Consider the following 19877-nt stretch of genomic DNA (forward strand, 5'->3'; position numbering starts at 1 on the left):
TCAAACGGCGTCTCTCCTCAGCGTTTGATCCGGTGCACCGTCACCGTGGTCCCCACTCAGAAGCCCGTCGAGAGCGCGACCTCGCGCCATCGGGCGATGATGGCGGCGTCGGAGGCGTGCTTCGCCTCGATCGCCGCGACGGTGTCGGCCCCCAGTGGTAACCGCACCGGCGGGTCGGGCTCGCCGGCGAAGTCGACGAGCACCCGCGCGAGCTTGTCGGGATCGCCGGGCTGGGCGCCGTTGACGGTGCCGGCGTTCGCGCGGACCCGACCTGCCGTCGCGCTGTAATCGGGGATCACGATGCGGCTGACCTTCAACGACGAGGCGTCCATGAAGTCGGTCCGGAAGTAGCCCGGCTCGATCGCCGTCACATGGATGCCGAGCGGATTGAGCTCGGCGCGCATCGCCTCCGACAACGCCTCGACGGCGAACTTGGTCGCGCCATAGACGCCGAAGCCGGCCGAGCCGCGATAGCCGCCGATCGACGAGATGTTGAGGATGCGGCCGGACCGTGCCTTGCGCATGTGGGGCAGAATGGCGCGGGTGACGGCCAGGAGCCCGAACACGTTGGTGCGGAAGACGGCCTCGATCTCCTCTCGGCTGGTTTCCTCGACCGCGCCCATCAGGCCGAAGCCGGCGTTGTTGAGGAGCACGTCGATCCTGCCGAAGCGGTCGATCGCCGCCTGCGCCGCCGCGACCGCCTCGCTCTCCCTGGTCACGTCGAGCGCGAGGGCCAGGAGGTCGGGATGCGCCCCGATGCGATCGACGATCGCCTTCGGATTGCGGGCGGTCGCCACGACGGCGTCGCCTCTGTCCAGCGCCTGCTGCGCGACCAGCGCGCCGAAGCCGCGCGAGGCCCCTGTGATGAACCAGACTCTCATCGGACTATTCCTCGATATTGCCGTTGCGTGTGAGGCTCGTGGGTCGCGCCGGCTCATGCCGCCGCGATGTCGATGGCGATCTTGCCGGTGCCGCCCGTCTTGAGCGCATCATAGGCCGCACCGACGTCCTCGAGGGCGAACCGGCGCGAGTCGAGCAGCGGCGTGAGCTTGCCGGATTCCACCAGCTGTGCGGCCTGGGCGAGGATCTCGCCGTGATGCCGCCGTCCCTTGCCGTCGAGCAGCGGCAGCAGCGTGAAGACGCCGGAATAGGTGCCGCCCTTGAACGACAGCGGCGCCAGCGGATGGGTGCCCCAGCCCAGCGACGAGGTGACATGGCCGAACCGCGCGACCGCGGCGAAGGCGGTGTCGAGCGCGCCGACCGTGTCGTAGACGATGTCGAAGCCGCGGCCCGCCGTGATGCGCTCGACGGCGTCGGCGATCGGTTCGTTGCGGTCGATGAAAACAGCGCCCAGGCGCTCGATCACCGGCCGGCTCTCTGGACTTCCCGTTGCGAAAACCGTTGCGCCGAAGGCGAGGCCGAGCTGGACGACGATGTGACCGACACCGCCGGCGCCGCCCAGGACGAGCAGCGTCTGTCCCGGCCGGATGCCGACGCGATCGACCAGACCTTCCCAGGCCGTGATCGTCACCAGCGGCAGGACGGCCGCCTCGCGCATGCTGAGGTTCGCCGGCTTGGCCGCGAGCAGATCCGCGTCGGCGCTGACATATTCGGCCAGCGTTCCCGGGTGGCCGCCGACTCCGCCGACCATGCCGTAGACCTCGTCGCCCGGACGAAACCGGGTGACGCCTTCGCCCGTGGCCTCGACCGTGCCGGCCATGTCCAGGCCGAGGATGGCGGGGGCCGGGTGCCTGGCATGGGCGGCCTGGCCGGCGTGGATCTTGGCGTCGAGCGGGTTGGTGCCCGCCGCGGCGATGCGGACGAGGACCTCGCCGGGTCCCGGCGCGGGGCGGCTGATCGGGGTGACGCGCAGCGGCGCGCCGGTTTCGTGGAGAATGGCAGCCTTCATCGAGATGGTCATGGCGACCTCCTGTTGTGATGGAGGCATCATCGGCCGTCGTGCCATGAATGGACATCATCGAGTTCGTATGTAATCCATTCAGTTTTGAATGGGCGTCTCGTGTCCGTCGCCCCCGTCGTCGAAAGGCCTCGCATGGAGTGGAGCGACCTGCGGATCTTCCTCGCCATCGCGCGCGAGGGCACGCTCGGCGCGGCCGCGCGCCGGCTCGGCCTGTCTCAGCCGACCATGGGACGCCGCCTGGCGGCGCTCGAAGCGGCCGTGAGCCAGACGCTGTTTCAGCGCACGGCCGAAGGCTTCGTGCTGACTCACGAGGGCACGGCGGTGTTGGCCCACGCCGAGCGGATGGAGGAGGAGGCGCTCGCGTTCGAGCGGCGCCTGGCGGGCGCGCAGGCGCAGCTCGACGGTTTTCTCAGGATCTCGTCGTCGGATTGGTTCGGCCGCCTGGTGCTGACGCCGGTTCTGGCCGAATTCGGCCGGCTGCACCCGCGCGTCTGTGTCGAGCTCTTGACCGACGCGCGGCTCTACAGTCTTCCCCGCCGCGAGGCCGATCTCGTGTTTCGCATCCGCGCGTTCGACGAGCCGGAGGTGATCTCGCGCCGGCTCCTGCACATCCCCTATGCCGTGTACGGCCCGCTCGACGGCCCGCAGGCCGTCGAGGGCGATGGCCGGGGGATCAGGGTCGTCACCATGGACACGGCCTTCGCCGACATGCCCGATGCGCGCTGGCTGGCGAAGCGACTGCCGAAGGCCGAGGTCGCGATGCGCAGCAACAACCGCGACGTTCAGGCCATGCTATCGGCGCAAGGCGCGGGCCTCGCCGTGCTGCCCCGGCCGCTCGGCGACGCGACGCCGGGCCTGCGGCCCGTCGACATCGGTGAGCAGCCGCCGGGGCGGGACACCTATGTCGGCTATCACCGCGATCTGCGCCGGCTCGCCCGGCTGCGGGCGCTGCTCGACCTCGTCATCTCGCAACTGGCGTCCGCGTGAGATGCGTTTGACACTGCGGCGCTCTCGATCTCGTCGGCGCTCCGGATCTCGTCCCCCGCGTGCCTCGAGTTTTATGCAGTGTCACCGTAATCCCGGCGCCTACGGCGCCGTCCAGGCCTGCACCTACAACACCCGCGCGCTGGTGCCCGAGGTGCTGGTCAAGGGCGACCAGGCCGCCGTGATCCGCCCGCGGATCGAGGTGGAGCAACTGATCGCGATGGATACGCCGGTGCCCTGCTTATGAGGCTTACTGTTCTTGTAGTCCCAATAGAGCACCCTGCACGGACTTCAAACAGAACAACTGTCTACATCCTTCGACTGTACTCGCTGCAGTCAGGCTCGTTGCGAGACTTGCGTAACAAGTCGAGCGCCTATTCCAGTGCTAAAGCGTAGCTGGTGACGACCGAGCCGTTGTATTTTGCGTCATCATCTCAGAAGGGCGAGCATCAAAAAAGCCAAAACGATGCCGCTAGCGCCCATTGCAATCCTATTGAGAAATGCTCGTCGAGCATCCATGCGCTGAACGCAAGACGCACAGAGAGTTCGGAGCGAAAAATAGCTCCTTACAGACGGTGGCTTGCCGCGAAGGAGCGCGTACAGGACGATCGTGAGTAGCGTAGGCGCGGAACTAGAGAAGCCTGCGACGCTCGTTCCTGTCCGAACAGATCTGCGAACGCCCTGACCTTTGGTCAGGGGCGCACCGCAGAAATAGCAGGTTGTCATTCTCCCCTCCCATTATCCGCATCGATAGTACGTCGCTTTGCCCTTCGCGCTCGACCAGAGTAGGGTCCTGCCGGAGACGGTGAAGGTGATAGTTGCGGGCCATCGATCCGCTCCGACTTGGCAGTGACCTCGCACCGTCCAGCCAACCCTGCTTGGAATAAACGCGTCGAATGTGCATAGCCCGCCGTCCGTCTTCGCTTCACGCACGGAGATATTCAGCTGAGTTCCCTGTGAGCAATCTGGATCCGCAGCCCAGCCGCCGAGAAACGATCCGGTTCGCGTGATAGCGCGGGAGGAATTCAGGGCTCGCGTTGTGACATCATCTATCTGGTCGCCTGCTGGCAAATGATTGATGATCCTGAACTCTCGCAAAGCAGCATAGCTGTCCTTATCCCATCTGAGGCTATTACCTGCTGCATAGCCCAACTCGGAAAGTCGACCGATTGCTGGATCCGCTTTCACGCCATCCGTGGGAGAATCGGAGCCGCTCGGCAGCAGTTCGGGTCGAGGAGATGGAACAGGTTTGATCTCCTGTGCAGGGGGAAGTGGAGGAGCAGTAGGCGGCGCCGGCGGTAGAGCAGCAATGACTTTTGTCTGTTCCGAAAGCTCAACTGACGGCTGCATCGGTACAATGATCGCCTGAGATGCACCATTTGGACTGGCTGGCCCACTCGGAGTGCTTGCAGGCTTAATTGGGGGCGCGGCTGGTGCCAGAACTGGTGCTGCCGGGCTAGCTGAGCTTTGACTGATGGCTGGAGCGGCTGGCACCGTAGGACTCTCCATGGCGCCAACGACCATGAGCGAGGCAACGCAAGCGACGCCGAACACCCACCGACGAGCGGTGACATCGCCAAAAATCCTGACTTTTTCGTCTGCCTCTGCCTGTTTCAGCTCCACCCAAATCGATCGGGCGCGAGTTGTAATGTCACCTCGGGATCGCTCGATTTCGGCTGCGACCGTTCTGACAAAAACGAGATCATCTTTCAGTGCAGATTCCAGCGACGCGCGCTTTTGAACAATGCCAGACCTTATGCGTGCGATCTCATTTGGATCAATGGGTAGATTTGGATTGAACGTAAATCGTCGCTCCAGTTCTGATCGCCACGATGCCATCTGGTTCGCCGTGACCGGTCCAAATCCCGGGATTTGCTCGATGCGTTGTTTAGTGACATCGGCAGCCGTGCTGATCCCGTACGACCTCAAAGTCGCCTTCTTGCCACCACCGACACCTTTTATTCTCGCACTTACGAGAGTGAAACGCTCAAGAAAATGCTTCAGCTGTATATCGCGTTGCGTCCGAGCGAGATCTGCCAATAATCGAGCCTCCTCGTTCGGAAGCTCATTAAATTCGCGGATATGCAACTCGGCTTTCCGTCTGGCGTCGGCAAAGCGCGAATTGTCTCCGTCCTTTCGGTACCGTTGTTCGATTTGGCCCCAGGCCTGTTTGAGCTGGTGTGAGCGAGGACTGTTTGCATGCTGCTGCTTGGGATTCCTAAGAGCGAAATAAGCGGATACGCCAAGAGCTGTTAATCCTACCAAGGGCGGAACAGTCCCTAGTCGCAGAATGGTGATGGCGAAGATGCCGCCAAGTGTTGCCCCGACGAATTGCGTCGCCGAGCTATCGATTGCACCTTTGTTTTGGGCGTTTGGTGAACTCTGTATCGCCGGCATAACGGCGCTGAGTGCTGGTGCTATGCCGGGATCACGAACCCCGCGTATTGCGGCAATCAGCTGGCCGAGATCAGCCGGTGCAGTAGTGTTGACAACAAGAGGCACCGGAAACGCAATAAATCCTGGAAAGGCTTTTTCCAGCTTGCACCAGGGGCAGTTCGGGGCGGATGAGAAATGAAAGTGAGCTGCAGATGCGCTACACTTGACGAGCTGCGACTCGGCCCTTCGCAGCAAAGACACCCAATCCGCCGCTTTTGGGCGGCCGTTGTTGGAGCCGGCCGGGCCGAAGCATGCCTCGAAGGCGGCGGCACAATCTGCCGGCACGTACGATAAGGTCGGGGCGAATGGAGGTGGTTCGGTTTGCGTTCGCGCTCTATCGTATGAGTACGCGAATCGATACTCAGCGATAGCGCGCTCCTCGGGCATATCGCCTCTTCCGAGATATCTTCCAGAGAACGGGTGACGCCCAAGGAACAATAGGCTGAAGATCGCGATCGCTAGACCGAATGCATCATGGTTTTGCGTCCGAATCGTGCTCGCGAACGGCTTACCTTGTAGTTCGGGTGGCGTGTAATCGGGAACGCCTACCGTGCAATAATATAGCCGGTTGTCCTTGGCAAATTGGAAGGAGTCACAATCGATCAGCGTTGCAGTGGCATCTGGGCCGACCAAAATGCCGGAGTGATTTAGGTCGCCGATAACGCATCCGGCCGCGTGCACCGCAGCAACTGCTTTGGCAATGTTCAGAGATGTGCGAATTAGCAGTCGGTAGTCTGCATTTGGGAACTCATTTCGTCGACTCGCTGGCGAGTATAATTCGTGAACTGGTTTTTGCTTGCCAACGCGCCGCATTGTGAATCCGGCAAATCCTCCCCCTCCATCGAATAGCGCCGATATCGGAAATGCGGCGTTGCTAACGCGAGACTGAATGTTAGCCGCGATCATTGCGGCGATCTTTTCTTTGCGCTCTTGCGCCTTCTCGGGATGATAGATTTTCGCCACCAGATCGGGCGACCCAGTGATTTCGAATACCGCCCCTTCACCGCCTCGGCCTAGCAATTTACCGAGGACGACGGCCTTCTTTTGCTGATCATAGATGTTCTTAAGGCGCGACATGTGATTTGCGGCGAGCAAGCAGTAGCGTTTTGTCGTCGTCGGTTTTTTCGCAGAGAGCCGGGCTCCTCAAATAGTTGCTCAAGTGAGACGACAGATTTCGATTTCGTCCCGTTCCTTCGGGCTTGAAGCCCGAGAATATCTGATTAAAGAACGGGTCGAATGCGCGTTTCGTCGCGAAGTTCAAGACGAGGTGCTCGATCCCGTCGGTAAAGACCGCTAGTTCAGCGAGTGGGCCGCTTATCTCACTCAGATTGAACGTCGGTTCGGGATCGTCCGTGACGAAATAGGTTGTGGAGGCATACTCTCCGTGAGACGGCCAACTTGAGATATCCCACTCATGCGCATCTACTAGGCGATGAACTGCCGCTCCATCGCCTACGTGCAAGACCTTTGCCCCGGATTTTCCAATAACGCATCCTATGAGGGTGGCAGCAAACTCGCGTCGAGGAATTCCGAACGATTGCGAAACTATTTCAATGCGCCCGCGGATATCGTCGAGCCAGTCGCTGGCTATGTCCCGAGAGATATCTCGGATCTTTCCTCCGCCTTTCAAAAAGCTTCGCGCATTGCGGCAAAACGCGCGGACCGCAATCCGAGCGCCCAAGGAAGAGCGTTGAGCCGACCCTGCACCGTCCGAACAAACCACGATGAGGGCGGACTCATGTTCGCCGCGAACGAAAATGCAGGCGCCGGAGTCATCACAACCACGATTTATTCGAAGATGGGATGTGCCAACAGCGCTTGCCGATACCCATTCCCAATCGATTCCGGTCATCCGGCCGTAGCCCAGCCATCCGGGGCTACTGGGTTTTGCAGGGGGACCTGGTCGCCCGGGTTAGACCTCGATACGGAGGAGAGCGAAGCAGACAGCCACTGGAAAAATTCCTTGAACTGAAGACCTTTCAGCTTCAGAGGTTCCCGAGTCGCAATGGAGCGTAAGGTGCTGAAATCAGCCCCTTCGACCCCGACAGCATAGAACATGAAAGACTTTGAGGCCTCGCCCTCATGGACAAGCTGGGTGGCCCGAGACACGGAATCCGTGGGCGACCCGTCCGTGATCAGGAATACCCAGGGGCGGTAATGCTTGACGCCGGCTGCTCGATAGGTCGCTTTCCTTTCCGTCAACATGTTAATCGCCTGCTCAATGGCTTCACCCATTGGAGTTGCGCCGGCTGGCTCGATTCTCGACGGATAGAAGTTTTGAGCCGTAGTAAAATCCATCTCCACTTTCACAGGCCCGAAAGTGACGATCGCCACTTCCACGCGCTTTGCTGCAAGGCTGTCGGTTACGAGCTCATCGCGAAATGCCTGGAGACCGTCATTCAATTGCTGAATAGGTGCACCCGTCATCGAGCCCGAATTATCCAGCACGAGGACGACGGGGCATCGGTTCTCGGGATTCTCGATGAATTCGGTGGTGTTAAAAGGCTGTTGAGAGAAATCGGTTTCCGACATTTGAATACCCTTTACATAAAGGTAGCGGACGATTCATATACAACCCTGCCGACTTTGCAACCCAAAGGGGTGTGCTGGCCCGCCGTCGCGAAGCAATTGCCGATGTATCTTGAAGGGCATCGAAAGGCGGTGGCCGTACCGGCGCTTTCCTGATCCAATGTGCCGCGAGCCTTGTTCCGGCGGTATCTAGTAGTTGGCTCGATGCCGTATTTGCGTTGATCGCTGACGTTGAAGCCTCGATGAAGCGAGGCCGAGATTTTGCGTTTGCTCTCGCCCGTGCTGCCGGTCATGCAAATATTTCTATTGCGCTTTATCCGAAATTATGCTCTACTCCCCGCATCCCGTCCCGCTGAGGGGGCGCTTCGCGATCGTCACGGACGTCGGGTGCGGGATGCGGTGGGCGCATTGGGGCGCAGCACGGGTCTTTCCGTGCGGACGAACGATCCCGGTGCGACGGTGAAGTCGCGTGGTTCTGGCATCCCGGTGCTGATGCCAAGTTGGCGGTGACGAACCGCCGGCGACGGGGGCAAGACAGCCGTTCCCCGGGAAGATCGCGTATAAATCGTAACACCATCGCGCAGGGAAGGCCGGGTGATCTCGGCTGAGCCTGTGGTTCTGCCGCGTGCTTTTGTTGCACGCGGACCATGGGCGCCGGCCGGCGCCCGGTCTTCCCTGCGCCCTCGCTTCTCGAGAGGGTGAGATGTCGGGTATCACTCGGGCGCCGGATGCGTCGCGAGAAGGATGGTGCTCGTTTTGCTAATGATTTCCTCCGCGGAGTATTTGATCATGTGCATCGTGACGTTCGCCACGACGTCATTGCGAGGAGCGCAGCGACGAAGCAATCCAGAGTCCCACCCGGAGCCCTGGATTGCTTCCGCCTTCGCCCGAAGGGCTTCGGCGGACACATCGCTGCGCTCGCAATCACGGAGTTTGGGGTGTGCGGGTGGATCACCCTCCGTTGTCATCGGGACGCCCCGCCGTCATCAGGGCGCCCCGTAGCTTTCCGGGAACCCGGCCGGTCACACTCCCGTGTGAACCGCGGCCGGCGGCGGGAAAGCCCGCGCAGAGCGGGTGCCTCACGGCTGCCTTTGTGCTAGGGTGAACATCCGGGCAACCTGGAGAGATTGTTGAGCGGCATCACCCCCGAGCCGGCCGGGCCGGCAAGCAGCACGCCCGATGGCCTGACGCATGATGGCTTGGCGCGGCTCAAGCTGGCGCAGGCGCTGAAGCGGGCGCGTCTCGCCATCGCCTGGGAGCGCGGCTGGCCGCATCTCGCCCGGCTGCTCACGGTGGTCGGTCTGTTCCTGATCGTCTCCTGGGCCGGCCTCTGGCTCGGCCTGCCGTTCGCGGTCCGCATGATCGGCGTCGGGCTGTTTCTGCTGCTCCTGCTCGGCGCCACCGTGCCGATGCTGAGATATCGCTGGCCGACCCGCGACGAGGGCCTGGCGCGGCTCGATCGCGGCTCGGGCATCGCCCATCGCCCCGCCACCGCTCTCACCGACACGCTGACCACCAAGGATCCGATCGCGCACGCGCTGTGGCAGGCGCAGCGCGAGCGCACCTTGGCCTCGATCAAGCGCATCCGCGCCGGGACGCCGCGGCCGCGGCTGTCGCTGCACGACCCCTGGGCGGTGCGCGCGCTGGTGATCGTGCTGCTGGTCGCGACCTATGTCGCGGCCGGCGACGAGCGGCCGATGCGCCTCGCCTCGGCGTTCGACTGGAACGGCGTGCTGACGCCGGTCACGGTCCGGGTCGATGCCTGGGTCAAGCCGCCGCTCTACACCGCGAAGCCGCCGATCATCCTGTCCGCCGCCAACAAGGAAGGCGCGGTGCCGTCGAGCGGCCCGATCGTGGTGCCCCAGGGCTCGACGCTGATCGTGCGTTCCAGCGGCGGCAATCTCGACATCATCACGTCAGGCGGCGTCGCCGAGGCGGCGCCCGGCGAGGTCGCGGTCGGCGAGGCCGCGCCGAAGGGCACCACCGAGAAGCACTACACGATCAAGACCGACGGCACCGTTCACGTCCGCGCGCCCGCAGGGCAGCCGCAATGGGTGTTCGCGGCGACGCCGGACAAGCCGCCGGTCATCAGCATGGCCAAGGACCCGGAGCGGCAGGCGCGTGGCTCGCTGAAGCTGTCCTACAAGCTCGAGGATGATTACGGCGTCACCGAAGCCCGCGCCAAGGTCGCTGCGCGGCCCGTCGAAAGCAAGGCTGCCGAAAGCAACGAAAGCAAGACGGCTGACGCGCCCGCCGCACGGCCGCTGTTCCAGCCGCCGGAGTTTCCGCTGGTGCTGCCGAACGCGCGCACCCGCAACGGCGTCGGCCAGACCGTCAAGGATCTCAGCGAGGACCCGTACGCCGGCGCCGACGTCACGCTCACGCTGACGGCCAAGGACGAGGCCGGCAACGAGGGCACCAGCGAGCCGTTCGAGACCAGGCTGCCGGAGCGGCTGTTCACCAAGCCGCTGGCGCGGGCGCTGATCGAGCAGCGGCGCATCCTCGCGCTCGACGGCAACCGCAACGCCGACGTGTTCACCGCGCTCGACGCGCTGGCGATCGCGCCGGAGCTGTTCACGCCCGAACTCGGCCAGTATCTCGGCCTGCGCTCGGTGATGCGCCAGCTCGAGGCGGCGCGCACCGACGATGCGCTGCGCGAGGTGGTGGCGAGCCTGTGGGCGCTCGCCGTCACCATCGAGGACGGCAACATCTCCGACGTCGACAAGGCGCTGCGCGCGGCCCAGGACGCGCTGAAGCAGGCGCTGGAGCGCGGCGCCAGCGACGAGGAGATCAAGAAGCTCGCCGAGGACCTGCGCAAGGCGATGGACAACTACATGCGCCAGCTCGCCGAGCAATTGCGCAACAACCCGCAGATGGCGCAGCGGCCGCTCGATCAGAACACCAAGATCCTGCGCCAGCAGGACCTGCAGAACATGATCGACCGCATGGAGCGGCTGTCGCGGCAGGGCGACAAGGAGGGCGCGCGCGAGCTGCTCGAGCAGTTGCAGCAGATGCTGGAGAATTTGCAGATGGCGCAGCCCAACCAGGGCGGCGACAACGACATGGAGCAGGCGCTCAACGAGCTCGGCGACATGATCCGCAAGCAGCAGCAGCTCCGCGACAAGACCTTCAAGCAGGGTCAGGACTCGCGCCGCAACCGCAACAAGCAGCAGGGCGACCAGGACCAGGGCATGGGCGACCTGCAGCAGGACCAGCAGGCGCTGCGCGACCGCCTGAAGCAGTTGCAGGACCAGCTCGCCAAGCGTGGCATGGGCCAGCAGGGCGAAAAGGGACAGAAGGGTCAGAAAGGCCAGAAGGGGCAGCCCGGCCAGCAAGGCGAGCAGGGGGATCAAGGCGACCAGGGCGATTCCGGCGACGGTCTCGACGATGCCGACAGCGCGATGGGCGATGCCGGCAGCCAGCTCGGCGACAATAATGCCGACGGCGCCGTGGAATCGCAGGGCAAGGCGCTGGATGCGCTGCGCAAGGGCGCGCAGAGCCTCGCCGAGGCGATGCAGCAGGGCGACGGCGACCAGCCGGGCGACGGCCCCGGCCAGCGCGCCGGCCGCCAGCAGGGCGCGCAGCAGACCGACCCGCTCGGACGTCCGATGCATCCCGGCCGCGACATCGACGATTTCTCGCAGAAGATTCCCGGCGAGATCGACGTGCAGCGCGTCCGCCGCATCCTCGAGGAGCTGCGCCGCCGGCTCGGCGATCAGTCGCGGCCGCAGCTCGAGCTCGACTACATCGAGCGGCTGCTGAAGGACTATTGAGGATGGATCGGCCACGGGAGATCATCCCCGTGGCTCATCGTTGTTTTGACCGGAGGCCGCGCAGTTCAGTAGCGCTTTTCGGACAGGATGCGCGCCGCGTGCTGCAGCCGGTCGACGGAGCGCTCGGTGTCGGTCAGCGCGCAGCAGCTGACCAGCGTGTCGATGATCGCGAGCTGCGCGACGCGGCTGCTCATCGCCTCCGGGCGATAGCGCGTCTCGTTGGCGACGGTGTAGAGCAGCACCTCGCAATGCGCCGCCAGCGGCGACTTGCCGAGCCGGGTGATGCCGATGGTCCGCGCACCCGCCGCCTGCGCCAGCCGCGTCGCCAGCACGGTCTCGACCGTGCTGCCCGAATGCGACACCGTGACGGTCGCGACATCGGGCCCGGTCATCCCGGCGCTGACCGCCTGGACATGCGAATCCACGATCGCATTGGCCGCCAGCCCAAGCTGCAGCAGCCGATACGACAGGTCCTGCGCGATCGGCGCCGAGCTCCCGATGCCGTAGATCTCGACGCGCCGCGCCTCGCGCAGCAGCTTCGCCGCCTGCGCCAGCGCGTCCATCGACAGCAGCCGCCGCGTCTCCTGCAGCGAGGCGGCATGCGCCGCGAAGATGTGGTCCGTGACCGTCGCCGGATCATCGCCGCGATGCAGGTCCTCCTGGATCAGCCGGACCGGCTCGATCAGGTCCCGCGCCAGCATGATCTTGAGCTCCTGGAAGCCGCGCACCCCGACCCGCCGGCAGAACGACACGATCGTCCCCTCGCTGACGCCGCAGGCTTCCGCGACCTCGGTGATCGACATGTGGATGAACGGCTCCGGCCGGGCGATGACCAGCTCCGCGATCTGCCGCGCCTTCGGCGGAAGCTCGTTCTGCAACTCACGAATACGAAACAAGATGCCGTTCACGCCCGGCCCAGAACGAAAGGTCGATCCCGTCACGCTGTGCCCCGATACTGAGGAAATCTCATTCAGTTTCATTTCGTAAATAAAAATTTCACAGCGCTGTCAAGTCGCGCTGATACGCCAAGGGACGTTCGCAGGAGCAGGTCGGGCTCGCCCCGCCAACCCTGAATACGTTCTTCAAGATTTCAAAAGGTCGTATCAGCATGACAACACGTCGCGATTTCTTGGCAGGCGCCACGGCGGCGGCTGCCTTCGCCAGCATCCGCCAGGCGCTGGCCATTCCGGCACGGCGCCGGACCGGCACCATTCAGGACGTCAAGCACATCGTCATCCTGATGCAGGAGAACCGCTCCTTCGACCACTACTTCGGCACGCTGCGCGGCGTCCGCGGCTTCGGCGACCGCTTCCCGATCCCGCTGGAGAGCGGCAAGCCGGTCTGGTTCCAGTCCGACGGCAGCCGCGAGATTCCGCCCTATCACCGCGACTCCACGACCTCCAACGCGCTGGTCGGCTACGGCACGCCGCACGCCTTCGGCGACAGCCAGGCGGCGTGGAATCAGGGCAAGATGGGCTATTGGGCGAAGTACAAGACGCCCTATGCGATGGGCTATTTCGGCCGCGACGACATTCCGTTCCAGTTCGCGCTCGCCGAGGCGTTCACGATCTGCGACGCCTACCACGCCTCGATCACCACCGGCACCGATCCCAACCGCATCGTGTTCTGGTCGGGCTCCAACTTCAATCCGGCGCTGCGCGCGCAGGGCATCAACTCCACCACCAACGATTCCGAGCCCAACAATCTGCGCTGCTGGCCGAACCCGCACAATTGGGTGGCCGGCCAGCCGCAGCCGCAGGCGACCTACAAATATGTTGGCAGCGACTTCGCCTGGGACACGCTGCCCGATCTGCTGAACAAGGCCGGCGTCAGCTGGCACATCTATCAGGACATGAACGACAACTGGACCGGCGCGATGCACGGCTGCCTGGCGTTCTCCAGCTTCCGTCATGCGCAGCCGAACGATCCGAACTACGTGCACGGCCTGACCGGCGGTCCGGATTATCTCGACCGGCTGAAGGCCGACGTGATGGCCGGCACCTTGCCGCAGGTGTCGTGGATCCTGCCGACGCAGGCCAACTCCGAGCATCCCGGCGGCGGCAGCCCGACCCGCGCCGGCAATTTCACCGACCAGGTGCTGGAAGCCCTGACCGCCAATCCCGAGGTCTGGAGCCAGACCGTCTTCTTCCTGACCTTCGACGAGAACGACGGCTTCTTCGATCATCTGCCGGCGCCCGCAGTGCCGTCCTACGACATCAACGGCAAGCTGATGGGCAAGGCGACCTTGCCGCTCGACGGCGAGTATTTCTCCAACACCGTCGGCAACGTGCTGACTGCGACCGACACCATCAGCGGCAACATCCGTCCCTGGGGCCTCTCCGCGCGGGTGCCGATGTACGTCGTTTCACCTTGGAGCAAGGGCGGCTGGGTCAACTCGCAGGTGTTCGACCACACCTCGATCGGTCGTTTCCTCGAGAAGCGCTTTGCGATCAAGGTCGACGCCATCAGCCCCTGGCACCGCGCCGTCTCCGGCGATCTCACCTCGGCGTTCGATTTCGCCAGCCCGAACGATCCGCGCTTCCCGGAATTGCCCGATCAGAGCAACTGGCAGGCGTCCGACGCGCACCAGAAGACGTTGCCGGCGCCGGTTGCGCCCGCGACGCCGCAGCCGCTTTTTCAGGAGAGCGGCGCGCGCTATTCGCGTCCGCTGCCCTATATCCTGCACGCCACCGCAAAGGTCGACGCCGCCGCGGGCAAGGTGAAACTGCTGTTCGCCAACACCGGCTTTGCCGGCGCGGTGTTCCACGTCTACGACAAGCAGCATCTCGATCTCATTCCGCGCCGATACACCGTCGAGGCCGGCAAGATGATCGACGATGAATGGAGCGTCGGCAGCGATGGCCTGTATGATCTCTGGGTGCTCGGCCCGAACGGCTTCCATCGTCATTTCAAGGGCGACCTCGACAAGGTCAGGTTGTCGAATGCCGCCAACCCGGAGATCTTCGTCGGCTACAACGTCTTCGAGGGCGGCCTCCACATGCAGCTGCGCAACGACGGCCATGCCCGCGTGAGCTTCACGGTGAAGTCCAACGAGATCTATGGCCCGTTGCAGGCCGTCACCGCCTCGGTCTCGGCCGCGCTGGAGCCGCAATGTCCCGGCTTCGGTCCGCGCCCGGGCTTCCATCCGGTGGGTTTTGGCGTGGTGCCGGGCTTCCGGTCCGCGCCCGACTTCGATGCTCCCGGCTTCGGCTTTGGCGCACCGACCTTCTTCCCCGGACCGAGCCATGGCGGCCCATCGACGTCGTGGACCGTCAAGGTGTCTGCGCCCGGCCGCCACGGCGAGCTCTACTGGCATCTGCGCAAATCCGGCCTGTGGTACGACTTCGTCGTCACCAGCGACACCGACGACAGCTTCTATCGCCGCGTCGCCGGCCACGTCGAGACCGGCCGCCCCTCGTTCAGCGACCCCGGGATGGCGCTGGCCGATCGCTTCTGATCGATGCATCTCATACGAGGTTCGGGGAGGGCGCCCATGGGCGCCCTTTCGCTTTGCTTCAGGCGCTGCCGAGATCGTGGATCGCGGGTGACAGTTGGCCGAAGGAGATGTTCAGCGTCGCCAGGGTGATCGGCAGCTTGAAGCGGCGCGGCCCTGCGCTGCCCGGATTCAGGTAGAGCACGCCGTCGCGTGTCTCGACGCCTGCGCGATGCGAATGACCGGACACGACGATGTCGATACCCGCCGTTGCAGGGTCGATCGCGAGGTCGTGGACGTCGTGCACGACATGGACGGCACGCGTGCCGAGCCTGACGGTCTCGGTCGCAGGATATGCATTCGCCCAGTCTGCCGTGTCGATGTTGCCGCGGATCGCAGTCACCGGCGCGATCAGGCGAAGCCGCTCGACGATCTCGTGCCGGCCGATATCGCCGGCGTGGATGATGTGGTCGACGCCCGACAGACATCGCACTGCCTCCGGCCGCAGCAGCCCATGAGTGTCGGAGATGATTCCAACTTTGAGCATCGTTTCCTGCCGGCGTGATGGGCATCGCCTCAGGCGATCGTGAGAATCTCCAGCTCTTGTCCGGTAACCTCGACCACGTCGCCGGCCGATTTGCCCATCAGCAGGCGAGCCACAGGGGAGACATAGGAGATCATGCCGCGCTTCGGATCGGCCTCGTCCTCGCCGACGATGGTGTAGGTCTGGACGCGGCCGTCGCCGCGCTTGAACGTCACCGTGCTGCCGAACGCGATCTGCCCCGTCGATGTCGGCGCCGGCATCACCTGCGCGGTCCGCACCCGCGCTGCAAAGTAGCGCGCGTCGCGCAGCGGCAGCGCCGACTCCCGTCGCCGCTCGTTGACGTCCTCGATTCCCTGGGCCGCTTCAAACGCCGCCTGCGCTTCGCGCAACTGCGCCTCGAGCGCCTTGAGTCCGGCCGCGGTCACGAGGTTCGGATGCGGCGAGACCGGCCGGTCGGGCAGTTGCGTTTCGGCCGCCGTCTCGGCGCTCTCTTCCTTGGTGAATGCGACGCTCACGCCGGACTCCTGAAAAGGGCCGCGAGATGTCGCGGCCCTCAGGGAGAGATCATGCCGGCTGCGCGGATTTCAAGCCGCGCCGTATGCCGCGCGCGAGCGTGCTTGACAGCAGCGGCTACGCGCATTCTAATATACGAACTATAGTTCGCAATCCGAACCTTAGTCAATCCGAATGCCGGTCGTCAAGGCCGGCGTCAAGCAGGAAACGTCGGAGCCTCCACGTGGACGAGGACAGCAAGGCTGGCAAAAGCGTCGTGCAGTCGCTGGCCAAGGGCTTTCAGGTGCTCAATGCCTTCACCAGCGAGGAGCCGGAGCTGGTGCTCGCCGACGTTGCGCGCCGCGCCGCGCTCGACAAGGGCACGACGTTCCGACTGCTCAACACGCTCGTGATGCTCGGCTACGTCGAGAAGGTCGGCGACTCCAGGCGCTTCCGCCTGACGCTGAAATGCCTCGATCTCGGCTTCAACGCGATCGCGCGCTCGGAGCTGCGCGATCAGGCGCGTCCGATCCTGCGTAGTCTGGTCGGCGAAATGAACGAGGCTGCCTCGCTGGCGGTGCTCGACGGCAGCGACATCGTCTATGTCGAGCGCATCCAGGCGGGCCTCGTCCGGCTCGGCGTCGACGTCCGCATCGGCAGCCGCGCGCCGGTCTATTCGACCGCCGTCGGCCAGGCGATCCTGTCGTTGCTGCCGGTCGAGACGCAGATCGAGGTGCTCGAGGCGCAGCCGCGCATCAAGCGCACCGAAACCACGATCACCGATCTTGACGCGCTGCTGCAGCGCCTGCGCCAGGTGAAGGCTGCCGGCTACGCGCTGTCAAATCAGGAAAATGCGCCGGGGCTGTGCGTGCTCGCCGCGCCCGTCATCGACCGCGACGGCATTCCGCTCGCGGCGATCAGTATCGCTGCGCCCACCATGCGGATCACCGCGGACGACTTCGAGCGGCTCGGCGTGGCGCCGCTGCTCAGAGCGGCAGCCCAGCTGTCCCGGGCTCTGGCGGCCATGGGCGGGGCGACTGCGACGGTCGCGAAACGATGAACGTCGATGTGACGAAACAGGAGCAAGCATGAGCGGCATGACCAACTTCAAGGGGATCATCCCGGCGATCGCCGTCCCCTTCAACGCCGACCACAGCATCGATGAGGTCGAGCTGTCGCGTTACGCAGCCTGGCTCGGCAAGCGTCGCGGCATCGTCGGCATCATGACCAACGGCCACACCGGCGAGGTGTTCAGCCTCACGGCGAAGGAGCGCGCGGAGGTGACGCGCATCGTCGCCAAGGCGCTCACCGGCATCTGCCCGACCATCTCCTCCGTCGTGTGCGAAGGCATCAAGGACGGCATCGAGCATGCACTGATGGCGAAGGAAGCGGGCGCGACTGCTCTCGACATCATGCCGCCCCATCACTGGCTGCGCTTCGGCTTCAAGCGCGAGCACTGCCTGGATTATTTCAGCGCCATCGGCGAAGCCACCAGGCTGCCGCTGATCGTGCATGTCTATCCCGCCTGGACCCGCGCCTCGTTCTCCTCGGAGCTGCTCGCCGAGCTCGCCCGCCTCGACCACGTGCAGGCGTTCAAGATCGGCACCCGCGAGATGAACAAATACGCCCGCGACCTCAAGGCGATCCGCGCGGCGGCGCCGCACAAGGCGCTGCTGACGTGTCATGACGAATATCTGCTGGCGTCGATGGTGCAGGGCGTCGATGGTGCGCTGGTCGGCTTCGCCTCGCTGATTCCGGATCTGATCTACGATCTGTTCGCTGCCGTCACCGCTGGCGACCTTAAGCTTGCGATGAAGCTGCAGGCCATGATCGATCCGCTCAAGGACGCGGTGTATGGCGGCGGCGAGCCGACCGGGGAGGCGCATGGCCGCATGAAGGCGGCGATGCAGGTCGCCGGCGTGATCCGCGATGCCACGGTGCGGCCGCCGACGCATGCGCCGAGCGCCGAGGAGATGGCCGCGATCCGCGCCGCGGTGGCCGCGGCCGGGTTGACGGTGAAGGCTGCGGCCTGAGCTTGCGAGAGCCGACGGCCGGTGCCGGCCGTTGCCCCGTGATCACAACAAAAAGACACCGGGTGGACGCTCATGCTGACGATGGATGTCGACGATGCAACCCGGCGCGCTGCGGCTGCGCCCGAGGCTGTGCTCATCGCGATCGATCAACTGTCGAAGACTTATGTCTCGGCCTCCGGCGCGACGGTCCATGCGTTGAGCCGGATCTCGCTGGATATCAAGCCGGGCGAGTTCGTCTGCGTCGTCGGTCCCTCCGGCTGCGGCAAGAGCACCTTGCTGCGTCTGCTCGCGGGGCTTGATAGTTACAGCGACGGCCGGCTGCTGCTCGATGGCGAGCCCGTCGCCGGTCCCTCGCGCAAGGTCGGCGTCGTGTTCCAGGCGGCCAACCTGCTGCCGTGGATGACGGTACGCGACAATGTCGGGTTGCCCTTGCGCGTCGGCGGCAAACATGCGCCGGCCGGCGATCGCATCGAGCGGCTGCTCGCCGTTACCGGTCTCGGCGATTTCGGCGACAAATATCCCTATGAGCTGTCCGGCGGCATGCAGCAGCGCGCCGGGATCTGCCGCGCGCTGGCGCGCGATCCCGAGATCCTGCTGATGGACGAGCCGTTCGGCGCGCTCGACGCACTGACGCGCGAGCGCCTGAACCTCGAGCTGCAACGGATCTGGCAGGAGAACCGCAAGACCATCCTGCTGATCACGCACTCGATCTCCGAGGCGATCTTTCTCGCCGACCGGGTCATCGTGATGTCGGCCCGCCCCGGCCGCATCCTCGCTGATCTCCACGTGCCCATTCCGCGGCCGCGCACGTTCGACGACATCGTGTTGCATCCGGACTATGCGCGGCTTGCCAGGGAAGTCCGCGGACTGCTCAATGCGCAGGAGCACGGCCATGACTGATCTCGCCAACGTCGCCGTTTCAGCCCTGTCGCAGAAGCCCGCAAGCCCGCGCCGCCGCATCAGCCTGGGCTCGCCGATCGCCTGGATCGGCCTCGCGGTGCTGATCCTGAGCTGGATCGCCGCGGTCAACCTGCTGAACATTCCGTCCTACATCCTGCCGAAGCCCGAAGCGGTCGTTCGTGCGTTGTGGTCCGGGCTCGCGGTCAGCCCGGCCAGCCCGCTCGGCTATTACCTGCCGCTATGGAGCACGCTGAGCAACGCCGCCGCGGGCTGCGCCATCGGCGTCGGGCTCGGCCTCGTCATCGGCTCCTTGATGGCGGAGGTCGAGGCCATCGAACGGCTGGTGATGCCCTATGCGTTCGCGCTGCAGAGCCTTCCCAAAGTGGCGATCGCACCGCTGATCGTGATCTGGTTCGGCTTCGGAGACGGCTCGAAGATCGCGATCTCGGCGCTGCTGTCGTTCTTCCCGGTGCTGATCAACAGCTTCACGGGGCTGCGCGCCGTCGAGCCAGAGCGTATCGACCTGATGCGCTCGCTGTCGGCCTCGCGCTTCGAGACCTATCGCATCGTCAAGCTGCCCAACGCCGCGCCCTTCATCTTCGCCGGCCTCGACATGGCCGTGGTCTATGCGCTGCTCGGCGCGATCGTCGCCGAATTCCTCGGCGCGCAGCGCGGCATGGGCGTCGTCATCACCCAGGCGCAGGCGGTGTCCGACGTCGCCGGCGTGTTCGCCGCGCTGATCATTCTCGGCGTTCTCGGCATCGTGCTGCATGGGATCGTGCGCTGGTGCGAGGCCAAGATCGTGCACTGGGGCGCCAACCGGAAAAAATAG

The 19877-nt window shown here is 64.5% G+C and carries 15 protein-coding genes and 1 pseudogene; 8 read left to right on the forward strand and 8 right to left on the reverse strand.

What is annotated here, in order from left to right:
* Positions 1-56: 56 nt before the first annotated feature.
* Together ACQR1E_RS32295 and ACQR1E_RS32300 are read right to left on the reverse strand one after the other, a co-directional pair.
* On the reverse strand, positions 57-881 hold the full coding sequence (locus tag ACQR1E_RS32295; RefSeq protein WP_315718134.1) for an SDR family NAD(P)-dependent oxidoreductase: 825 nt from the start codon (positions 879-881) through the stop codon (positions 57-59).
* 53 nt (positions 882-934) lie between these two features.
* Positions 935-1921 (reverse strand): alcohol dehydrogenase catalytic domain-containing protein, encoded by a 987-nt coding sequence (locus ACQR1E_RS32300; RefSeq protein WP_434898020.1) that lies wholly within the window; start codon positions 1919-1921, stop codon positions 935-937.
* A gap of 132 nt (positions 1922-2053) precedes the next feature.
* Here ACQR1E_RS32300 and ACQR1E_RS32305 point away from each other — a divergent pair, with 132 nt between their 5' ends.
* Together ACQR1E_RS32305 and ACQR1E_RS32310 are read left to right on the forward strand one after the other, a co-directional pair.
* A complete protein-coding gene (locus ACQR1E_RS32305; protein ID WP_434843706.1) occupies positions 2054-2908 on the forward strand; it encodes a LysR family transcriptional regulator in 855 nt (284 codons plus the stop codon).
* Between the two features lie 94 nt (positions 2909-3002).
* Positions 3003-3152, forward strand: a pseudogene (locus ACQR1E_RS32310) (diaminopimelate decarboxylase); the annotation flags it as partial.
* Positions 3153-3643: 491 nt separating this feature from the next.
* Here ACQR1E_RS32310 and ACQR1E_RS32315 read toward each other — a convergent pair.
* Genes ACQR1E_RS32315 through ACQR1E_RS32325 form a run of 3 tightly spaced genes read right to left on the reverse strand, consistent with a single transcriptional unit; the run spans position 3644 to position 7873 of the window.
* Positions 3644-6418: a hypothetical protein gene (locus tag ACQR1E_RS32315; RefSeq protein WP_434898021.1), complete on the reverse strand. Its 2775-nt coding sequence runs from the start codon at positions 6416-6418 to the stop codon at positions 3644-3646.
* On the reverse strand, positions 6405-7193 hold the full coding sequence (locus ACQR1E_RS32320; protein WP_434898022.1) for a PP2C family serine/threonine-protein phosphatase: 789 nt from the start codon (positions 7191-7193) through the stop codon (positions 6405-6407). The genes ACQR1E_RS32315 and ACQR1E_RS32320 overlap by 14 nt, the downstream gene beginning before the upstream one ends.
* Positions 7190-7873 carry a vWA domain-containing protein gene (locus tag ACQR1E_RS32325; protein ID WP_434898023.1) on the reverse strand — a complete coding sequence of 228 codons (684 nt, stop codon included), beginning with the start codon at positions 7871-7873 and terminating at the stop codon, positions 7190-7192. Before ACQR1E_RS32325 ends, ACQR1E_RS32320 begins: the two co-directional genes overlap by 4 nt.
* Positions 7874-9000: 1127 nt before the next feature.
* On the opposite strand from ACQR1E_RS32325, the gene ACQR1E_RS32330 reads away from it, so the two are divergent.
* Positions 9001-11643 (forward strand): TIGR02302 family protein, encoded by a 2643-nt coding sequence (locus ACQR1E_RS32330; RefSeq protein ID WP_434898024.1) that lies wholly within the window; start codon positions 9001-9003, stop codon positions 11641-11643.
* Positions 11644-11708: 65 nt separating this feature from the next.
* Here the strand turns inward: ACQR1E_RS32330 and ACQR1E_RS32335 are convergent, their stop codons facing one another.
* Positions 11709-12539 carry a MurR/RpiR family transcriptional regulator gene (locus ACQR1E_RS32335; protein WP_316171800.1) on the reverse strand — a complete coding sequence of 277 codons (831 nt, stop codon included), beginning with the start codon at positions 12537-12539 and terminating at the stop codon, positions 11709-11711.
* 212 nt (positions 12540-12751) lie between these two features.
* Here ACQR1E_RS32335 and ACQR1E_RS32340 point away from each other — a divergent pair, with 212 nt between their 5' ends.
* A complete protein-coding gene (locus tag ACQR1E_RS32340) occupies positions 12752-15100 on the forward strand; it encodes a phosphocholine-specific phospholipase C (protein WP_434898025.1) in 2349 nt (782 codons plus the stop codon).
* A gap of 58 nt (positions 15101-15158) precedes the next feature.
* On the opposite strand, the gene ACQR1E_RS32345 is transcribed toward ACQR1E_RS32340, so the two are convergent.
* Complete coding sequence (locus tag ACQR1E_RS32345) at positions 15159-15623, reverse strand: metallophosphoesterase family protein (protein WP_434898026.1); 465 nt, start codon at positions 15621-15623, stop codon at positions 15159-15161.
* A gap of 29 nt (positions 15624-15652) precedes the next feature.
* A complete protein-coding gene (greA, locus tag ACQR1E_RS32350; protein ID WP_316166762.1) occupies positions 15653-16135 on the reverse strand; it encodes a transcription elongation factor GreA in 483 nt (160 codons plus the stop codon).
* A gap of 221 nt (positions 16136-16356) precedes the next feature.
* Between greA and ACQR1E_RS32355 the strand changes: the two genes are divergently transcribed.
* From ACQR1E_RS32355 to ACQR1E_RS32370, 4 genes are all read left to right on the forward strand, one after another.
* Positions 16357-17172: an IclR family transcriptional regulator gene (locus tag ACQR1E_RS32355; RefSeq protein ID WP_316204218.1), complete on the forward strand. Its 816-nt coding sequence runs from the start codon at positions 16357-16359 to the stop codon at positions 17170-17172.
* 28 nt (positions 17173-17200) lie between these two features.
* On the forward strand, positions 17201-18145 hold the full coding sequence (locus ACQR1E_RS32360) for a dihydrodipicolinate synthase family protein (RefSeq protein ID WP_316204220.1): 945 nt from the start codon (positions 17201-17203) through the stop codon (positions 18143-18145).
* 72 nt (positions 18146-18217) lie between these two features.
* Positions 18218-19045, forward strand: a complete 828-nt coding sequence (locus tag ACQR1E_RS32365; protein WP_434898027.1) for an ABC transporter ATP-binding protein — start codon at positions 18218-18220, stop codon at positions 19043-19045.
* On the forward strand, positions 19038-19877 hold the full coding sequence (locus tag ACQR1E_RS32370; RefSeq protein WP_434898028.1) for an ABC transporter permease: 840 nt from the start codon (positions 19038-19040) through the stop codon (positions 19875-19877). The genes ACQR1E_RS32365 and ACQR1E_RS32370 overlap by 8 nt, the downstream gene beginning before the upstream one ends.

Source organism: Bradyrhizobium sp. HKCCYLRH1030, from assembly GCF_051168395.1.
In the GTDB taxonomy this organism is placed as follows: Bacteria; Pseudomonadota; Alphaproteobacteria; order Rhizobiales; family Xanthobacteraceae; genus Bradyrhizobium.